The 16,449-nt window shown below is 60.4% G+C and carries 16 protein-coding genes and 1 pseudogene; 8 read left to right on the top strand and 9 right to left on the bottom strand.

What is annotated here, in order from left to right; all coding sequences use genetic code 11:
- Positions 1–153: 153 nt before the first annotated feature.
- The 4 genes from E1958_RS03955 to E1958_RS03940 are packed head-to-tail and all read left to right on the top strand — an operon-like array spanning position 154 to position 3,561.
- Positions 154–1,020 (top strand): hypothetical protein, encoded by an 867-nt coding sequence (locus E1958_RS03955; RefSeq protein ID WP_133510712.1) that lies wholly within the window; start codon positions 154–156, stop codon positions 1,018–1,020.
- Positions 993–1,241 carry a hypothetical protein gene (locus E1958_RS03950; RefSeq protein ID WP_133510711.1) on the top strand — a complete coding sequence of 83 codons (249 nt, stop codon included), beginning with the start codon at positions 993–995 and terminating at the stop codon, positions 1,239–1,241. Before E1958_RS03955 ends, E1958_RS03950 begins: the two co-directional genes overlap by 28 nt.
- Entirely contained in the window at positions 1,238–2,860 is a 1,623-nt protein-coding gene (locus tag E1958_RS03945) for a hypothetical protein (protein WP_133510710.1), read from the top strand. Before E1958_RS03950 ends, E1958_RS03945 begins: the two co-directional genes overlap by 4 nt.
- Complete coding sequence (locus E1958_RS03940) at positions 2,833–3,561, top strand: tetratricopeptide repeat protein (protein ID WP_133510709.1); 729 nt, start codon at positions 2,833–2,835, stop codon at positions 3,559–3,561. Before E1958_RS03945 ends, E1958_RS03940 begins: the two co-directional genes overlap by 28 nt.
- A gap of 42 nt (positions 3,562–3,603) precedes the next feature.
- Here E1958_RS03940 and E1958_RS03935 read toward each other — a convergent pair whose 3' ends face one another.
- From E1958_RS03935 to djlA, 6 genes are all read right to left on the bottom strand, one after another.
- Positions 3,604–3,828 carry a DUF433 domain-containing protein gene (locus E1958_RS03935; protein WP_133510708.1) on the bottom strand — a complete coding sequence of 75 codons (225 nt, stop codon included), beginning with the start codon at positions 3,826–3,828 and terminating at the stop codon, positions 3,604–3,606.
- A gap of 172 nt (positions 3,829–4,000) precedes the next feature.
- Complete coding sequence (locus E1958_RS03930) at positions 4,001–4,534, bottom strand: CopD family protein (RefSeq protein ID WP_207787640.1); 534 nt, start codon at positions 4,532–4,534, stop codon at positions 4,001–4,003.
- A 422-nt stretch (positions 4,535–4,956) separates the two neighbouring features.
- Positions 4,957–5,811, bottom strand: coding sequence for a hypothetical protein (locus E1958_RS03925; RefSeq protein WP_133510707.1), 855 nt, complete (start codon positions 5,809–5,811; stop codon positions 4,957–4,959).
- Positions 5,812–6,011: 200 nt separating this feature from the next.
- Entirely contained in the window at positions 6,012–6,686 is a 675-nt protein-coding gene (locus E1958_RS03920; RefSeq protein WP_207787639.1) for a phosphoglycolate phosphatase, read from the bottom strand.
- Between the two features lie 70 nt (positions 6,687–6,756).
- The gene (gene rpe, locus E1958_RS03915) at positions 6,757–7,449 is read right to left on the bottom strand and encodes a ribulose-phosphate 3-epimerase (RefSeq protein ID WP_133510706.1); all 693 of its coding nucleotides are present in this window, start codon (positions 7,447–7,449) and stop codon (positions 6,757–6,759) included.
- Between the two features lie 110 nt (positions 7,450–7,559).
- On the bottom strand, positions 7,560–8,393 hold the full coding sequence (djlA, locus tag E1958_RS03910) for a co-chaperone DjlA (RefSeq protein WP_133510705.1): 834 nt from the start codon (positions 8,391–8,393) through the stop codon (positions 7,560–7,562).
- A gap of 323 nt (positions 8,394–8,716) precedes the next feature.
- Here djlA and E1958_RS03905 point away from each other — a divergent pair.
- Positions 8,717–9,346 (top strand): annotated as a pseudogene (locus tag E1958_RS03905) (aldo/keto reductase); the annotation flags it as partial.
- A gap of 257 nt (positions 9,347–9,603) precedes the next feature.
- Here E1958_RS03905 and E1958_RS03900 read toward each other — a convergent pair.
- The 3 genes from E1958_RS03900 to E1958_RS03890 form a co-directional block, all read right to left on the bottom strand.
- Complete coding sequence (locus E1958_RS03900) at positions 9,604–11,076, bottom strand: 2Fe-2S iron-sulfur cluster-binding protein (RefSeq protein WP_133510703.1); 1,473 nt, start codon at positions 11,074–11,076, stop codon at positions 9,604–9,606.
- Between the two features lie 237 nt (positions 11,077–11,313).
- A complete protein-coding gene (locus E1958_RS03895; RefSeq protein WP_133510702.1) occupies positions 11,314–11,898 on the bottom strand; it encodes a hypothetical protein in 585 nt (194 codons plus the stop codon).
- Positions 11,892–13,046, bottom strand: a complete 1,155-nt coding sequence (locus E1958_RS03890) for an AAA family ATPase (protein ID WP_133510701.1) — start codon at positions 13,044–13,046, stop codon at positions 11,892–11,894. Before E1958_RS03890 ends, E1958_RS03895 begins: the two co-directional genes overlap by 7 nt.
- Before the next feature lie 329 nt (positions 13,047–13,375).
- Between E1958_RS03890 and larC the strand changes: the two genes are divergently transcribed.
- Genes larC through larB form a run of 3 tightly spaced genes read left to right on the top strand, consistent with a single transcriptional unit; the run spans position 13,376 to position 16,171 of the window.
- A complete protein-coding gene (larC, locus tag E1958_RS03885) occupies positions 13,376–14,551 on the top strand; it encodes a nickel pincer cofactor biosynthesis protein LarC (RefSeq protein WP_133510700.1) in 1,176 nt (391 codons plus the stop codon).
- The gene (larE, locus tag E1958_RS03880; RefSeq protein ID WP_133510699.1) at positions 14,538–15,425 is read left to right on the top strand and encodes an ATP-dependent sacrificial sulfur transferase LarE; all 888 of its coding nucleotides are present in this window, start codon (positions 14,538–14,540) and stop codon (positions 15,423–15,425) included. The genes larC and larE overlap by 14 nt, the downstream gene beginning before the upstream one ends.
- On the top strand, positions 15,422–16,171 hold the full coding sequence (gene larB, locus E1958_RS03875) for a nickel pincer cofactor biosynthesis protein LarB (RefSeq protein WP_133510698.1): 750 nt from the start codon (positions 15,422–15,424) through the stop codon (positions 16,169–16,171). Before larE ends, larB begins: the two co-directional genes overlap by 4 nt.
- Positions 16,172–16,449 lie beyond the last annotated feature (278 nt).

The raw sequence follows: 16,449 nt of genomic DNA, 5'->3' as shown, positions 1-16,449 counted from the left end.
GGCTCATGATTCCCCCCGGGTTAGCCGACTGAACCGCACCCTGGCAAGCTCTAGGCCTCGCTTCGATGTGGTTTGTGTCTTCATCCGCGTGGATATAGTGTAGCGAGCGTAGAAGTGGGCGTGGGTCATGGACCTTGTGGGGGATGATGGGCTATGGAGAAACCTGTAGGCGGCACCGATGGCGTTGTTGCGCTCTCCTATCTCTTTGACCGACCTCGTAACGACCACCCCTGGTTGGACGCCCTGTCCGAACTCGACCGCAGTCCTGCCATCGGCGAACCGCAAGTCACCGCCAACTGGCGTATGGACCACCGGGTGGAACCATCCCGCGAGGACGTCCTGCTCGCGCCCGGAGGCTTTCCGAAAATCACCAATCCCGGCGGCGAGTCGTTCCGGCAGGCCCGGAGAAATTATTTTGAGCAGTTTCTGTGTCGCCCCGTCGGTACGGATAGTGGGTCATCCGAGCTGCCGGCCTATCTGACCGACGCCAACCTGGGTAACCGGATTCCCGCCGAGCGGATTTCTCCCAATCACGACCTTCTGCACCTGGCCTCGCTCAATACCTTGCTGCGCCGGGCCTTGTCAGGTAGATATGACGCCGCTGACCTGGAGCTGGAGATCGAGAGCGGCATGGGCCGGTCATTGCCCACGACAATCGACGCCGCAACGGTGGATCGCATTGCCGCCTCCGTCCGGAGCGCCGGCGAGGAGTCGGTCCGGCGCCTGGCCGGTCTCATCTCCGATACCCTCGGACCCACGGAGCCCCATTGGTGGGCCGCCTTTGCCTACGAGGTAGAAGCGCATATCCAAGGGGAGGATTGGACGGAGGCCGCGGTCCGGTTGGGACTGGGCCACCTAAAGCCGGGCGACTGGTTGTTGGCTTGGCGTTATTCTTCTCGGGATGCAGGCCCCTCTACCGGCCTACCGTCTTGGAGACCGCGGATAACGGCTTCCATTTTCCATCCCCTCCCGGCTATGGCTATGGGATTACCATGCCGCTGGCCGCAGGGCGCCCCCTGATCCGCGAGCTGGTGCATGCGCCGCTCAAGGGCGCTGTCTGTGCGGAGACTTGCATCGGGCGTCTCGGGCGGATTGCACAACCGCCTGTCGAGGTCAATAATGAAAATGAGTCGAACGATTGGTTCCGGTCGCGCCGGGAATTGCACCGCCGCCGCTTAAACGAAAGCATCGATACGGCACCGGTGCGCGACTGGATACGGAGACACCGGAACAGGGCATGACCCCGGCAGAGCTCGTACTCGCCGACATCAGGCGCACCCTTCAGGAAATCGCCCGCGCCGGCGATGGGGAGCGTTTGCGCCGGCTGTTGCGGGGACGAGAGCTGCCGGCCCTGGGCGGCGGCGAAGAGCCCGCTATGCAGATTATCCAAGCCCTGGAGCTCCCTCCCTACGACGCCGATTTGACCCGTCACGTCGGTCGGTTGTGCACCGATTCGGCCAGGCTCTGGCTGGAGCGGCTCGCGGAACAGAAAGGGCAGGCGGCGGGGGACGAGCCCTCTGTCTACAATCTCCTATTGTTGGCGTCCTGGCTGCCTAAGGACACCGAGCTCTTCGAGGCCCTGTACGCCTATCATATCAGCAAGTTCGCCCCGTCCCTGCTCGCCGCCGGCTCTGGCCGCGGCGCCCGGCAGCTGCGTCGCGCCCTGTGCAACCAGCAGACGGATACTCGCCTGCAGGACTATTGGCTCTCCCTGTTGAAACAGCCCGATGCCGACTCCCCCTGGGATGTCGCCCGTCGTAGTGAGCTGCTGGAAGCCTGGCGGGGCATCCTCTGGTTGCCGCGGCCATCCGAGCAGGGGCCGCCATTGGATCTGGAGACGATGGATATAGCGCTGCGTCTCCTGGAAGGCACGGTTGTGGGGCGTGTCGAGGGGGTAGCTATCCTACGCACCGCGCTGCGGCGCATGGCGGACGCGATCCCACTCGATCCTACGACCTGGGTCGAGCTGGTTGCACCCTTTTGGTCCGACTGGCCGGAACTCCTGCGCGACCTGGCGGCGGAGCGCTGGCCCGCGCTGGAGCCGCGTCCCCTGGCCGATCTGCCACGGCTCCCGCCGGCACTTGCGGAGCTCTGGGAGGCGTTCGGCGAGGACACCCGTAGCGCCATCCTCGAGGCCCTGAACCGCGACAACCCAGAGGCCGGTCGGGGGTTGTTGAATGATCTGGCTTTTTCCCCGCCGCAAATGGGTGGATATCCACCCCAGGAAATACGCCAGCGCATCATAGACCTCGAGCATCTGCTCTGGCCGTCCACCGAGGCACAGCCCCCCGTCGAGACCCTTTACGACGACCGGGATTGGCCGAAGGGACCGGAACAGGCAAAGGGCAGAACCAAAGGGATCGACCGTCATGCTGCCCTGGAGTCAGTCAACCGCGGTCTGGCCACCGTAGACCAGTGCCTGCGGCGCGGTGACCAGGCGCAGGCGCGTCGTTACCTGGATGGACTCATCGAAAATCAGATCGCCCAGGGCTTGCCAGATACGGCTATCCATGTCGCTAAGACCCTGAGCAAGGCGGCTGTGTTGGCCCGTGATGCCGGCTGGTTGGAATGGGCGGAGCAGCTACAGCGGGATGCCTGCCGACGCAACCAACAGGACCCCGTGGCGGCGAGCGGCTTGGCGGACGTACTCAAAGCCCGTGGCGAGTTAGACGCCGCCGGCAATACGCCAACATACGCTGCCCTCAGAGTGCCGCCGAGCAACAGTACCGCGCCAACATCAACGCTGGCAACGACGAAGTCGCGGCGAGCGCCGCCGTGGCGAGTTAGACCCGCGAGGTACCGCAACATAACGCTGGCAACGAAGTCGCAGGCCTGGGAGTCAAAGCCCGTGGCGAGTTAGACGCCGCCGAGCAACAGTACCGCGCCAACATCCAACGCTGGCCCAACAACGAAGTCGCGGCGAACGGCCTGGCGGACGTACTCAAGGCCCGTGGCGAGTTAGACGCCGCCGAGCAGCAGTACCGCGCCAACATGGAACGCTGGCCCAACAACGCGGTGGCCCGCCACGGCTTGGCCAATGTGCTCCGTAAACAGCGACGCCATGCCGAGGCCCTGCAGCTGCTTCCGAATCCTTTGCAACCCGTGACCGCTCAGGATCTGTATGACCTCCATTTGCGTGGCATGATCTTGCTGGAGTTGGGGCGTTGGGACGATGCGCTAGATGCCTTTAAGCGCGGTCTGGAGGCGGCGAGTGCGCTGGCCTGGCAAGCGGCCTTCCGGCGCGGGCTGGTGCTGATGGATCTAAGCCGGCGGAATCATGAGGCCGCGCAGCGGAGGTTGCGGGAGCTGCCGGAGGATATCCCCCAGCTGAATGTCTATCGACTGCATGCGGCGGCGGCGCGCAGGGACGAGGCCGAGGTGTATGTCCTCCTAATCCGCCTTGAAGCGGCTGTCGTCCGCATGGATTTCACCACCCGCACTGCGTTCCGGAAGCTGGAGGCGGCTTACTGTCTCAAGGGTAGGGCAGGGATTTGCGAGCCGGATGCGGCGGCCTACCGGGCGATCATGGACGCCGAGATCGAGATGGAGCAGGCGGCCTAATAGGCCGTTACTTTTCCTATACTCAATTTGACCTATTCGGACTCAATCCGGAGCCTTGATCGGATACAACACATCGGCGTGTATCGCTCGCGCCGCAAAGTGCAATGCATCACGGATGTCGTCGGTATTCAAGCGCGGATTTGCCTCCATGGGCTGCGCCTCGGACTCGCCTGCTGCCAGCCGTTCCAGGATTGATTCCACGGTGATACGCGTGCCCTTGATAGAGGGCTTTCCCATCATGATGTCAGGGTTGGATACAACAGGCATTGTTCCGATGACCTCCCAACGGTGACGGGGTGAAGGATAGCGCAGAAAGCGTGTTTCTCCGCAGTTCATTACTGACGGCGAATTTCGAGGTCATCGGTTGAATGAAAAACCGAAATATTGATATTAGCTTAGTATATAATCACACGGGACCTGACAACGGCCTTGTCAGCACTCAATATACCCACCCTGTTCTGAATGAAATACCGGCAACGACGAATAACACAGAAAATATCGTGACAGGTACGATGTGCCATGCCATCGTCACCAGGTTTTTATCGGAAAGATGGGGAATAACTCGAAATTTTGCGTCCACTGCGAATCCGATGGTAAGTGCCAGTAAAATAAACTTCATCGCCAGCACATGGGTTATTGGATTGGAGAAGTTCAGCCACTGACCGAAATCCGGCAGCATTCGGTAAGCCAATATCAGACCAGTAATTATTTGGATGATAAGAGCAGGCATGCCGATTTTTTCGTATCCGGATTCAAACTGCAGCAATTGCTCAGGCGAACGTTCTCTTAAAGCTCTCGGCAAAACCACTATCGAGAGTACAATATGACCGCCCGTCCAAATTGTGGCTGCCAATAGATGTAATAACAATAGTAATCCGTACATATCTACATTACCTGTTGGTGTGGTGCTGGCGCCGGCTCTGGCCACCGCCTGCGGCGTGGCAAAGGATGGTCGGCTGGAGGCCAATGCCATTAAGTCGAACGTTACCTGTCGGCAAAAAAGAGGAAAAACGACGAATCATGCGAATCCTCGCGAAATTGTCATCCCGAATCGAAGGGAGGGATCTTGTTCGCGCCGATTCGTCGTTTTCTCTCTCGTATTCCGACCCACCACGACAAGCGGCCAACAGCTAACTTAATGGCATTGCTCTGGAACGTGGGAGCCAGAGAAGGGATCCGGAATAGCGCGTAGGTTAGGGTGAGGAACGAACCCCAACATTAAGGTGCTGTCTTTGCTATCCATGGCACCTGGATTTCGGTAATCCCTGCCGGAATGACGAGGTAGGGGCTGAACGATTACGCGCGAACCGATTTGCGAGGATTCGCGTGATTCGTAGTTTTCTTTTGTTGGGGTTTGTCGCCCCTGCTGGGGCGACCTCACCCCAACCTACGTGCTTAGTCCGGCCAGCAACCTCTGGCTCGTGCATCTTCCCTAATCTTCGTTGCTACAAGTCTGAATCCTTTGGAGTTGGGGTGAACCTCATCATACCAAAGGGACATGTCAGGTTTCCCATCTGGTCCCAACAATACTTCCAATGTATCTGAAATCACGAAATTATCATGGTCGTCTTCTAGTGTTTTCATTTGGTCTCTAAAATAGCGAAGCATGTATATAACGATGTCATACATCTCATCCACATCTGTGATGCCTTGTCCGTGCAGGTGTCGATAGATTTCTCCATTTCCGAATTGAATTCCAAATGGTGGTATTGGTAAGCTGACAGGTCTAGGGGTTAGGTACGAGTAGCAATGAGTAACAACTTTTGCATACTCATTCGGCGTGCCGACCAGTGAATCGAGAAAGTCCTTATACCACAACACCACATCGGAGACGGCACCATTGAATTTTCCGTTTATAAGTTTATGACCATATTTACTAGGGTTTTCTACTTTTCTATCTACAAATCCCAGAAGCTCTTCCCCAATGATGTCATTACCCCCAGCGCTTAAAAATATCATGTCAAACACAGATAAGTACAGTTCGTTCGTGGTCAGACTATCAAGTTTCCTCCTTTGCCTCGTTCCCGGCTTAAGCATTTTCGAAGCTTCATCCCCAGGCTGGGCTATATCTAATATCCCAAAATCATTTTCTCCTAATTCCTCAATTTGGTTATTTAAAGATCCCCCTACAATCGGATGGGCTGCCCAAGAATCTCCTTCTACCAGTATTTTTTTCGACACAAAATTTGGAAAAGGAGAAGACCCACGTACGAAACCATAATGTCGAGTCTCAATGTTCAGGATTGGCATTTCTTTCTCTCCTCTCTTGGTTTGGTGCTTCTTCTTTGTAAACACTCCGCCAGATGAAGCTGGCGGCTTTGAGTTACGGCTAAAATCCAGAGGCTCTATGATGGACTCTGGACTGCCTTGAAGTGTGCCGGCAGAGCGGCACGGACGAATCGAACCTCAGCGCGTAGGTTGGGGTGAGGAACGAACTCCAACGAAGGCGCTTATGACGCCTCCTCCAACAAACCCCTAAGCTCGGTCAAGGAATCAATGACGGCGTCCGGGTCGGCGGTGCGGATGTCGATGCCGTGGTTGTAACCATAGCTCATGCAGACGATGGCAAAGCCCGCTGCCCGCGCCGCCTTCACGTCGCTGACCGAATCCCCGACCATGAGGGCGGTGTCGGGAGCGACCCCGAAGTGCTTTGCGGCATGCAGCAGGGGCAGGGGATCGGGCTTTTTGCGCGGCAGGGTGTCGCCGCTAATGACGATGTCGAAATAGTCGCGTACACCCAGATCCCGCAGCAGGGGCTCGGTGAACTGGGCTGCCTTGTTGGTAACACAGCCCAAGGGATATCCCGCGTCTTGGAGGTAATCGAGTCCTGCGCGGATCCCTGGATAGAGATACGAGCGCCCGGATGTGTTCTCGCGATAGAGCTCGACAAAGATCGGGAGGGCGTGCTGGAAATCGGCCTCATCCGGCTCACCGTCCAGTTGGCCGATCAGCGCCCGGCGGACCAGGCGCTCGACGCCATTGCCGACCCAGTTGCGCACCACCGCTTCTCCGTAGGGGGGGCGGTCGAGCCGTTCCATCATGGCATCGACGCAGAAGGCCAGATCCGGCACGCTATCCACCAGGGTGCCATCCACGTCGATGAGGATCATCTTGGGCCGATTCATACTCAGGGTCCTCAGTTCTCGTTCCCACGCTTCAAGGTTGCGAATCAGAAAAGACCTGAACCCGCTTAGCTCACCGGCTGACCTTGGCCATCTCCTCGCGCATCCGGCGGATGATGCTGTCGTAACGATTGGGATCGCTGTCGTTGCCCTGATGGAAGATACCCGAGCCGGAGACAAAGGTATCGCAGCCGGCCGCCTTGACCTCGGCGATATTGTCGACCTTGACGCCGCCGTCGATCTCCAGGCGGATGTCCAATCCCGACGCGTCGATCATCTTGCGTGCCTGGCGCAGCTTGTCCAGGGCAGAGGAGATGAAGCTCTGACCGCCGAAGCCGGGGTTGACGGACATCAAGAGCACCATGTCCACCTTGTCCATGACATAGTCGAGGTGGCTCAGCGGCGTGGCGGGATTGAACACCAGACCCGACTTGCAGCCCTGGTCGCGGATGAGCTGGAGGGTGCGGTCGATGTGCTCACTGGCCTCCGGGTGGAAGGTGATGTAGTCGGCGCCCGCCTTGGCGAAATCCGGAACGATGCGATCCACCGGCTTGACCATGAGGTGGACATCGAGAATGGCCGTGACCCCATGCTTGCGCAGCGCGTTGCAGACCAGGGGACCGATGGTCAGGTTCGGCACATAGTGGTTATCCATCACGTCGAAATGGATGATATCGGCGCCGGCGGCCAGGACATTGTCCACCTCTTCGCCGAGCTTTGCCATGTCCGCCGACAGGATGGACGGTGCGATCAGATCTTCTGCCATGGATGTCTCTCCTCGTGGGTGCCGGTAGCTCCCGTGATGGTCACGGGCCTGGTACCAAAAAATCAAGGTTTTCTAATTTACTCCAAACCGCTCCCGTTTTCACGCCCGGCTCAAAACGCCCTGGCACGGGTTATGGCCTCGTAGGCCTGTCGAATCTCATGGGTCTTCTCGGCGGCGAGCTTCATCATCTCCTCCGGGAGTCCTTTGGAAACGAGCTTGTCCGGGTGGTGTTGGCTGAGCAGGCGCCGGTAGGCGCGTTTGACCTCCGCATCCGTGGCCTTGGGTGTGACCCCGAGGACCGCATAGGCCTGGGCCGTGGTCGACCCCTCGGTGGCAGGCCGCCGCGGAGTATGCCCATTGTCTCCCCAAGTGGTCTTCCGGCTGCCCGCCGCGAAGGTTTGCTGCAGGCGTACCAGTTGCTCCAGGTGTCGGAACTCATACTCCGGGATTCCCAGGTAGTCGCAGATATGCAGGAGCAACCGCTCCTCCTTCGGGCCGGGTCGCCCGTCCGCGTAGGCGGCCTGGATCTGGATCTCGATGAACATCCGCATCAGGGAGCGGCGGCGGTGACACTCGCGCCGGAATTGCGCCAACACGTCGTCGCGGGGAAATCCCTCTGCCTTCCCTTCGATAAAGAGTCCGATAGCCGCGCGGCGCATGTCCGGCGACAGCTCCATCCGGGCGATCACCGATTCGGCCAGGGCGATCTCCCGCTCGGAGACCCGACCGTCTGCCTTGGCCAGGTATCCCATGATCGAGAAGGTTGCGGTGAAGAAGGCAGTCTGAACCCTTTCGCGGGCCCCCAGGTCCAGCTCCTCGGAGTCCCCCAGCAGGCCCATCCCACGATCGAGGCCATGGCCGAGCACACCCCCGAGGAGGGCGCCCAAGGGCCCACCGAGCATGAACCCAAAGGCGCCCCCGATCAGCTTGCCCCACCATGCCATATACCAACCCCCTGGTTACCTTTGAAGTATTGCTCGTTCCGTAAAGAGTAAGCCCAGTGGGGATGAAAGGCCACGGGTGCAGCCGTGGGCCTTAGAGCGGACATGTGTAAATCTCCCCGAGAATATTGTCTCGGCGGATCGGGATTTTGAACCGCAAAGGTCAAAGATTATTGGCTCTTTGTGGATTCCGGATGCGGATATCGCAAATTCCAACGATTCGTAGTTAACTGGGACCTTTCGGCCGGTCCATTGGCGGATGCCGATCATTAAGCCCGGTCACGCTCGATGGGTACTCGTAGAATTAAGGGAAAGCGTCATGCAACACCAACTACTTCGGCCAACTCGGCTATCGGCGCCCCACCGTGGATCCCAGCGTTCCCCTGGCGGAGACCCTCGAAGTGCTCGGTGACCTGGTAGCCGCGGGCAAGATCCGCTACGTCGGCCTCTCCAACGAGACACCCTGGGGGACCATGTGCATGTTGCAGCTCGCCGCAACGCTTAGGCTGCCGCGGCCGGTGAGCATTCAGAACCCTTACAGCCTGCTCAACCGCACCTTCGAGATCGGCCTCGCCGAGATCGCGACCCGCGAGCAGTGTGGGCTACTGGCCTACTCGCCCATGGCCTTTGGTGTATTGTCAGGCAAGTATCTCGATGGTGCCCGCCCGGTCAGCGCCCGCCTGACGTTATTCGAGCGCTTCGATCGCTACTCCGGGCCGCGAGCGACCCACGCCACCGCGGCATATGTGGCCTTGGCCCGCACGCATGGCTTGGATCCGGCCCAAATGGCCCTGGCCTGGGTGACCGGTCAGCCCTTCGTGACCTCCACCATCATCGGCGCCACGACGATGGAGCAACTGGAAGCCGACCTCGACAGCGAGGGGCTTGTGCTGTCAGAGGAGGTGCTCGAAAAGATCGAGGTTATTCACGCCTTCAATCCGAATCCGGGTCCTTGAGTAAGATGGGCAAAGCAAGCGCCCGGCCAGCTAGATTCCAAGGCTGCGGTCAGTCCACTACTCCTCACAAAGCACGCCGAAAAATTGAATATTTCAAGGTCCCCTTAAGACGCTGGCACGGACACCGAAGGAAATCAACGAGCCGTTATGCGTCGAACGCAACACGTCAAACCCTGTCCCGACGTAGGAGGGATCTTTCTTGTCCCGACGCAGGAGGGGTTTTTCCCCACCAAACAACGCCAAATAATTCAGGATTGCTAATCCAAGGCTTCAACCAGGAGACGGTCCGGCGAGACGCTAAGTCCTGTCAATCCGTCGGCAAAGGGCCGGACCTGGGCTGCAGGGCCTGCCACATAATAGCGTGAGCTATCCGGCTCGGGCCGGTCCGAGGCGACGACGGCGAGCACGTCCGCGGTTCGGGCGTCCACCAGCGGGGTGTAGGCAAAGTTGTCCAGCGACTCGCGCATGGCCCGACACCACTGGGCCTGGTATTGACCCTCCAATCCGGATACCGCCCAATAGAGGTGGAAGGACTCGATGACATCGATGGAGACGGCGTGTTCGAGCAGGCTCTTGATGGGGGCGATGCCATCGCCGAAGGCGACAAAGACGGCAGGCTCCGGGGATTCCTCTTCGAGTACGAAGCGGCCGTTGGGGCCGGTGACGGTGACTGTCTGTCCCTGACGCAGGTCGTGGAAAAGGGTCTGCGAGAAACGGTGGCCGGGCCTCAAGCGCACCAGAAAGTGGAGGTTGCGCCCGTTGCAGGGGCAGCTGGCGATGGGTAGCTCCGCGCCGGCGCCGTCCTCGAGGGTCAGGTGTGCCCGCTGGCCGGCCATGAAACGCAGGGTCTGGGTACGGGGTGTTTGGAGCTCAAGCTGGATCATGTCTTCACCGAGCCGCTCGACCTTGCGCACGCCGGCGCGGATCTCTTGTTGCGGCAGGTCGTCCACCGCTAGGGCCTCCGCTGCCTTGAGCACCAGATCGGTTACGGCCGTGTTGGAGCAGGTGAGGATATGGCCCAGCTGCTTCTCGCGCCCGCTCAACACATAGTCGTGCTCGCGGGTCTTGTAGACCTCGCCGCTGACGACCCGGGCCTTGCAGGCACCGCAGTTGCCGCTGGAACAGCCATAGGCCAGCTTCAGACCTGCCCGCACCGAGGCGTCGAGAATGGATTCGGTGCCCTCGACGAAGAAGTCGTGGCCGCTGGGGACGAGCTTGACATTGGCTGCCATGATGCGCAGGAAGGTGTCCTTGGCGAAGAGCCGGGCCTGGCTGTCGGCAGCGGAGCGGCGGGCGAGCTGGTGGCGCTCGGCGGCGAGCCAGGCCTGAATCTCCCGCGTGCAGACGGCCGTGTTCGGATCGGTGGACTCGGCCATGGCGGCGAGCCGTGCGTCGAGCTCCGCGAGCATGGCCTCCGCCGTCTCCAGAGCCGCGGCCTTTTGGACCAAGACCTGGCTCAGAGACTTGAGCCGCCCGATCAGTACCTGGGCGTCGGGCAGGATGCCCTCACCCTGATGGCTCCTGGGCAAGGCATCGGCCTTGATGCGCTCCACCCGCTCTAAGTCACCGCTGTGCTCCAGGTTCACCTCCGGATAGATCCGCAACAGATCGGCGGCGGCGATTTCCCCCTCGAAGGTCGTGAGCTCACCCTGCCGGATACGCTTCTGCAGCTCGGAGCGGGTGACACCGGCCAGACGGGCAGCGCGTGAGAGGCTGAGCAGTTGGGTCATTGGGTATGCTCCGAGTGCGGTCTGGTACAGGTGCTCTCAATGACTGAATAACATCGAGCTGGCAGGATTTTCACGGAAGATTCGTCCGCAAATGAACGCGAATCGACGCAAATCGGTCGCAAAAGATTAGATTATCTTTTTTTGTCCACAGATTACGCAGATTCTCACAGGTTGTTTCGTTTTTAATCTTGCGTCATCCGCGGATCGATTGAAGCGACCGGATCATTTTTCCTATGCTCAATCCGCTCCCAGAGCACAAAGCCGTTCGACGAAATAGCGGGCACTCGGACAATCGGGATGCTCGGCCGCGCGCCTGACATCGAACCCATGATCGCGTATGAATTTCCTCGCGAACCTGATCTTTCCTCCCGGACCACGCCCCGTATGACGGCCGATCTCCTTCAAGCGATCCCAGGGCATTCCGGGCGGTGCCTCCGGCCGGGGCTCACAGAAGACATGGTCTCCCGTCCAGCGTCGCATCGCCTCCGTGTCCGCCAGGAACCAGGACTCCATCGCCTTTCTCGCGATCAGGATCAGATCGATGCTTTCCTGACCGATGCGCTCTTTTCGCTTTGTAATACAAGGCGCGCAAAGCTCAGGGTCCAAATCCGCCAATACCACCACCCGATCCGGGCTCGCCGTGCGCCTCAACTTCCGGACAAACGCCGTGATCTCGGAGCTACACATTTGGCCATTGCCGCCCGCATTTACGGTGGACGATACTACCAAGCCACAATCCTCCCGCAACCAGTCTTGGAACGACTTGCTGTTCACCAACATCTCATCGGATGGTCCCTCGACCACGAAACCGACGGTTACCACGGCAGGCCTCCGCCCAGCAGGTTGGAGAGCCAGATCTTGTCCAGACCCAGTGGCGCAATATCGGCCTGGGTCAGCCCCACCGAATCGGCGCGTTTCATCCGGGTTCTTCCATCTACCTTATCCACCAGAATCAGCTCTTCCAGGCCGAGTGCGCGGACGACCGATTCGCTGTGGGTGGTCAACCAGATGGGGTTTCTGGGCGTTGCCTGCTCTCGTATCAGATCGATCAGCTCGCGAATCGCCGCCGGGTGCAGCCCCCGCTCCGGCTCCTCGATCAGCGTCAGCCCATAGGGCTGGGGAAGATCCAGCACCGCCACCAACAGGCTCAGGGCATAAATCGTACCGTCCGACATCATATGGGCGGGGAAGTGTCGTTCGGTCTCCTGCTCCTTGAACAGCAGGGCGGTCTTACCATCCAGTCGCTGTTGCTCCGTGCGGACCTCCTCCACCCCAGGGACGACCAGCTCCATCCAGTCCATGATGAGCTCGCGTATCTGTTCATTCTGTTCCAATCGACCCAGAACACTGGCCAGATTGTGCCCCTTTTTATCGAGTTTTGTGGGATCGCTATCCGATCGATCGGGCGCCTTCGCGCCGATCGGATCGATCCGGTACAGCCCCATGTTTTGCAACAATTCCAAAAGTGGCGTTCCGCGTAAAAGCAGTAGTGCCGAATAGGCACTGGAAAACCGTACGGGAGGCTCTACTTCTTTACCCCCAATGACTAGATTATCGCCTTTCTTTCGTGTCAGAAATGAAGCGCCATTTCCGCTCATGTGCTCTTCGATCTCCGGGGACTCCTGATAGAAATCGTGGAGAGTGAGCGAATAATGGAATCGGGATAGCTTCTCCCCGTCGGTCGGTCTCGTTTCCGGTAGGTCGCATTCGAGCTCGAAGCCGAAATTTCTAGAATGTTCGGCTCTGCGATTTTCCGAATGGATGTTTGCGAACCCCCCATGGGTACGGAGCGCTTTTTCGATACCACCGTCCAAGAAAAGACTGACAAAATCCAACGCATCGAAGAAATTACTTTTCCCCGAACCATTCGGCCCCGCAAATACCGAGAAAGGCGTCAGTCCTTTGAGCTCCAGCGAATCGATGCTCTTATAGTTGGTAATTTTCAGCGTGCGGATAGTCTTGGTTGTCATTCCGAATCCCCACGATCATCCGGGGTTACGGTCAGGCCCAGAGGTCGGCCAGGTGGATAGTGATGGTGTCGAAGGGGGCGACCCGGACCTGGTCGTCACCCCGGAAGATTCCGAGCGGTCGCCGGCTCCCATGCGTCGCGGCATAGGCCTCGAGGGTGCGGGTCTTGGGATCTACGAGTCATGGAAAAACCGCCAATTCACACGAATGCGGGTTTGTGTCCTTTTGTGCTGTTCGCGTTTTTCCGGTCCCCTACGAAAAATTCACGCCTCGTCGGTCCGAGGCAAAGCCTTGCTAGAATAGCGTTATCAATCACACGGCGCCAACCATCATGACCAGCCTATACTATGATTGTTTTGCCGGTATCAGTGGGGACATGAACCTGGGGGCCCTGCTCGACCTGGGGGTCGAGGCGGCCGTGCTGCGTAAGGGGCTCGACCGACTTGCCGTGGAGGGTTTCGAGCTGCGCATCGCACCGGATCGCCGCGGCGGCATCGCCGGCACCCGAGTGGAGGTGGTGGTCACTGCCGATACCGCGAGCCCGACGCGCTCGCCGGCGGCGGTCCGGGACCTGATCGGCCGCTCCGGGCTCGGCCGCCGGGTGGAGGCCTTCAGCCTGCGGGTGTTCGAGCGGCTGGCGGCGGCGGAGGCCAAGGTCCACAGTATTCCGATCGAGGCGGTATACTTTCATGAGGTAGGGGCCATCGATGCCCTGGTGGACGTAGTCGGCGCAGCCATCGGTCTGGAGCAACTGGGCTGGCCGTCGGTGATCGGCTCGGTGGTGGAGCTCGGCTCCGGTTGCGTGGACTGTGCCCATGGACGCCTACCAGTGCCCGCCCCCGCGACCTTGGAGCTGCTGCAAGGCGTTCCCACCCGTCGCGGCGGCGTGCCCTTCGAGGCCACGACGCCCACCGGGGCCGCCATCCTGACCACCGCGGCCGAGCGTTTCGAGGCCCAAGGAGATATGGTTCCTCAGCGCGTCGGCTATGGCATCGGTCGCCGCGATGGGCCGCTGCCCAATGTGCTGCGCCTGGTGGTCACGGCTCCCGACCCCGGGCGGCGTGAGGAGCTCCGGCTCCTGGAGTGCAACATCGACGATATGAGCCCGGAATTCTATCCGCACCTATTGGATCGGCTGCTGACCGGCGGTGCGAAGGATGCCTGGATCGCACCCCTGGTGATGAAAAAGGGGCGACCGGGGATCTTGGTAAGCGTTCTGTGCGAGGGTTGCTACGAACCGACCCTGACCAGGCTCCTGTTCGCGGAGACTACCACGCTGGGGGTGCGCCGCGGCGCGGTATCCCGAACCGCCTTGGAGCGGACCGTGCGCAGCCTCGCTACCCCCTTTGGTCCGGTGCCCGTCAAGGTGGCCGTGCGGCCGGACGGAAGCCGGCAGACCAAGCCGGAGTATGAGGTCTGCCGGTCCATCGCCTTGGAGCGGGACCTGCCGTTGCGGGAGGTCTACCGCGAGCTGGAGCGACTCCTGGAGGAGAATGATGGAACATGACATCTATAAGCGATTGCTCGATCGGTTGCAGGGGATGAAGGCAGCGGCCGTCGGCTTTTCCGGCGGGGCGGACAGCACCTTCCTGCTGCTGGCGGCCAAAGAGGCCCTGGACGAACGGGTGTTGGCCCTCACGGCCGTGACCCCCTATATGGAGCGGCAAGAGGTGACCGACGCGCTGGCCTTGGGCGCCCAGCTGGGGGTGCGCCATGAGCTGGTGGAACTCGACATGCCGGAGGGTATGGAGGCCAATCCGCCGGACCGTTGTTATATCTGCAAACGGGCCCTGTTCGGCAAGCTGCTCGAGGTGGCGCAGAATGCCGGGTTCGGGCGGATGCTCGAAGGCAGCAATCTGGACGACCTGGGGGATTTCCGTCCGGGTATGCGCGCCCTGCGGGAGCTGGAGATCGACAGCCCCCTGCTTGAGTGCAAGATCTCCAAGGCGGACGTGCATCGACTGTCGGAGTCCCTGGGTCTGTCCACCTGGAACAAACCGACCAATGCCTGTCTGCTTACCCGGTTGCCGATCGGTCAGCGCGTCACCATGGAAGACCTCAATCGCCTGGAGGAGGCGGAGCGTTTTCTCAGGACCCGCGGCTTTATCTGTGTCCGGGTGCGCATGCACGCCGACCTAGCGCGGATCGAGGTGGCCCCGGAGCAGCGCCGACGGCTGCTCGAAGAGGCCGAGAGCATCGCCAGGACCCTGCAGGGGCTTGGCTTCCACCATGTTACGCTGGACCTGTTGGGCTATCGGCTTGGCAGCATGGATCCGCTCGGCTCGGGTTGTGATCGCGTCGCTGCGGACGCTGCCTCGGGGTCGGGGGGAGAGGGCATGGACCAACTCCCGCAATCCGGCGTGGAGGTCGGGGTGTCTTGAACGAGAACCGTCTCGTCGAGCTGCTGAAAGGGGTGCGGCGTGGCCAGCTTCCGGTGAAGAAGGCGGTGGATCTGCTCAAGGATCTGCCCTACGGTGAGCTGGGCATAGCCAAGATCGACCACCATCGAGAGCTGCGCCAGGGCTATCCGGAGGTGGTCCTCTGTCAGGGCAAGACTCACGGGCAGGTGCGCGAGATCCTGGGTTACCTGATCCGTGAGCGCACTCACAACGTGCTGGCCACCCGGGCCGAGGCCGACCTCTTCGCGGCGGTCTCCGACCTGCATCCGAACCTGCATTACAACGCCCTCGGCCGCACCATTATGCTGCAGCGCGAGCCGCCGGAAACCTTGGAAGGCACCCTGGCGATCATCACGGCCGGTACCGGCGACCTGCCGGTGGCGGAAGAGGCGTATGAAACCGCCTGCCTGTTCGGGGTCCGCATCGAGCGTGTCAACGATGTGGGGGTGGCCGGCATACACCGGTTAGTGTCCCAGTTGCCGGTACTGCGGCGGGCGCGGGTGCTGATCGTGATCGCGGGTATGGAGGGGGCGCTGGCCAGTGTGGTAGCCGGGTTAGTGGACCGTCCCGTCATCGCCGTCCCCACCAGCGTCGGTTACGGAGCCAGCTTCGGAGGCCTGGCCGCCCTGCTCACCATGCTCAACAGCTGTGCCGGGGGTGTGGGCGTGGTCAACATCGACAACGGTTACGGGGCCGCCTGTCTCGCGGGATCGATCCTGCGGGCGTGAGCCAATAGCCAGCTGCCGGTTGATGAAACTGGATATTCAGGTCGTGTTGACATTTGAAGGTCCGCACAGCGGACCCTACACTAACCAGTTGATTGATTGTAGGGTCCGCTGTGCGGACCAGTGGGATGTTGCGGCCATCCAGCCTGTGAAAACCGTTGGTTATACTGCCACACGGCACAATCCGAGCTTTTGAATTTCCCCCTCACCTCCGCCCTCTCCCGGAGGGAGAGGGGGTGAAATGCGCAGATTGTGCCATGTGGAAGTATAGTGCAGATAAC

This window comes from Candidatus Thiosymbion oneisti (genome assembly GCF_004359955.1).
GTDB lineage: Bacteria > Pseudomonadota > Gammaproteobacteria > Chromatiales > Chromatiaceae > Thiosymbion > Thiosymbion oneisti.
The sequence above is the reverse complement of the archived record's forward strand: the minus strand, read 5'-3'. Positions and strand labels throughout refer to the sequence as shown.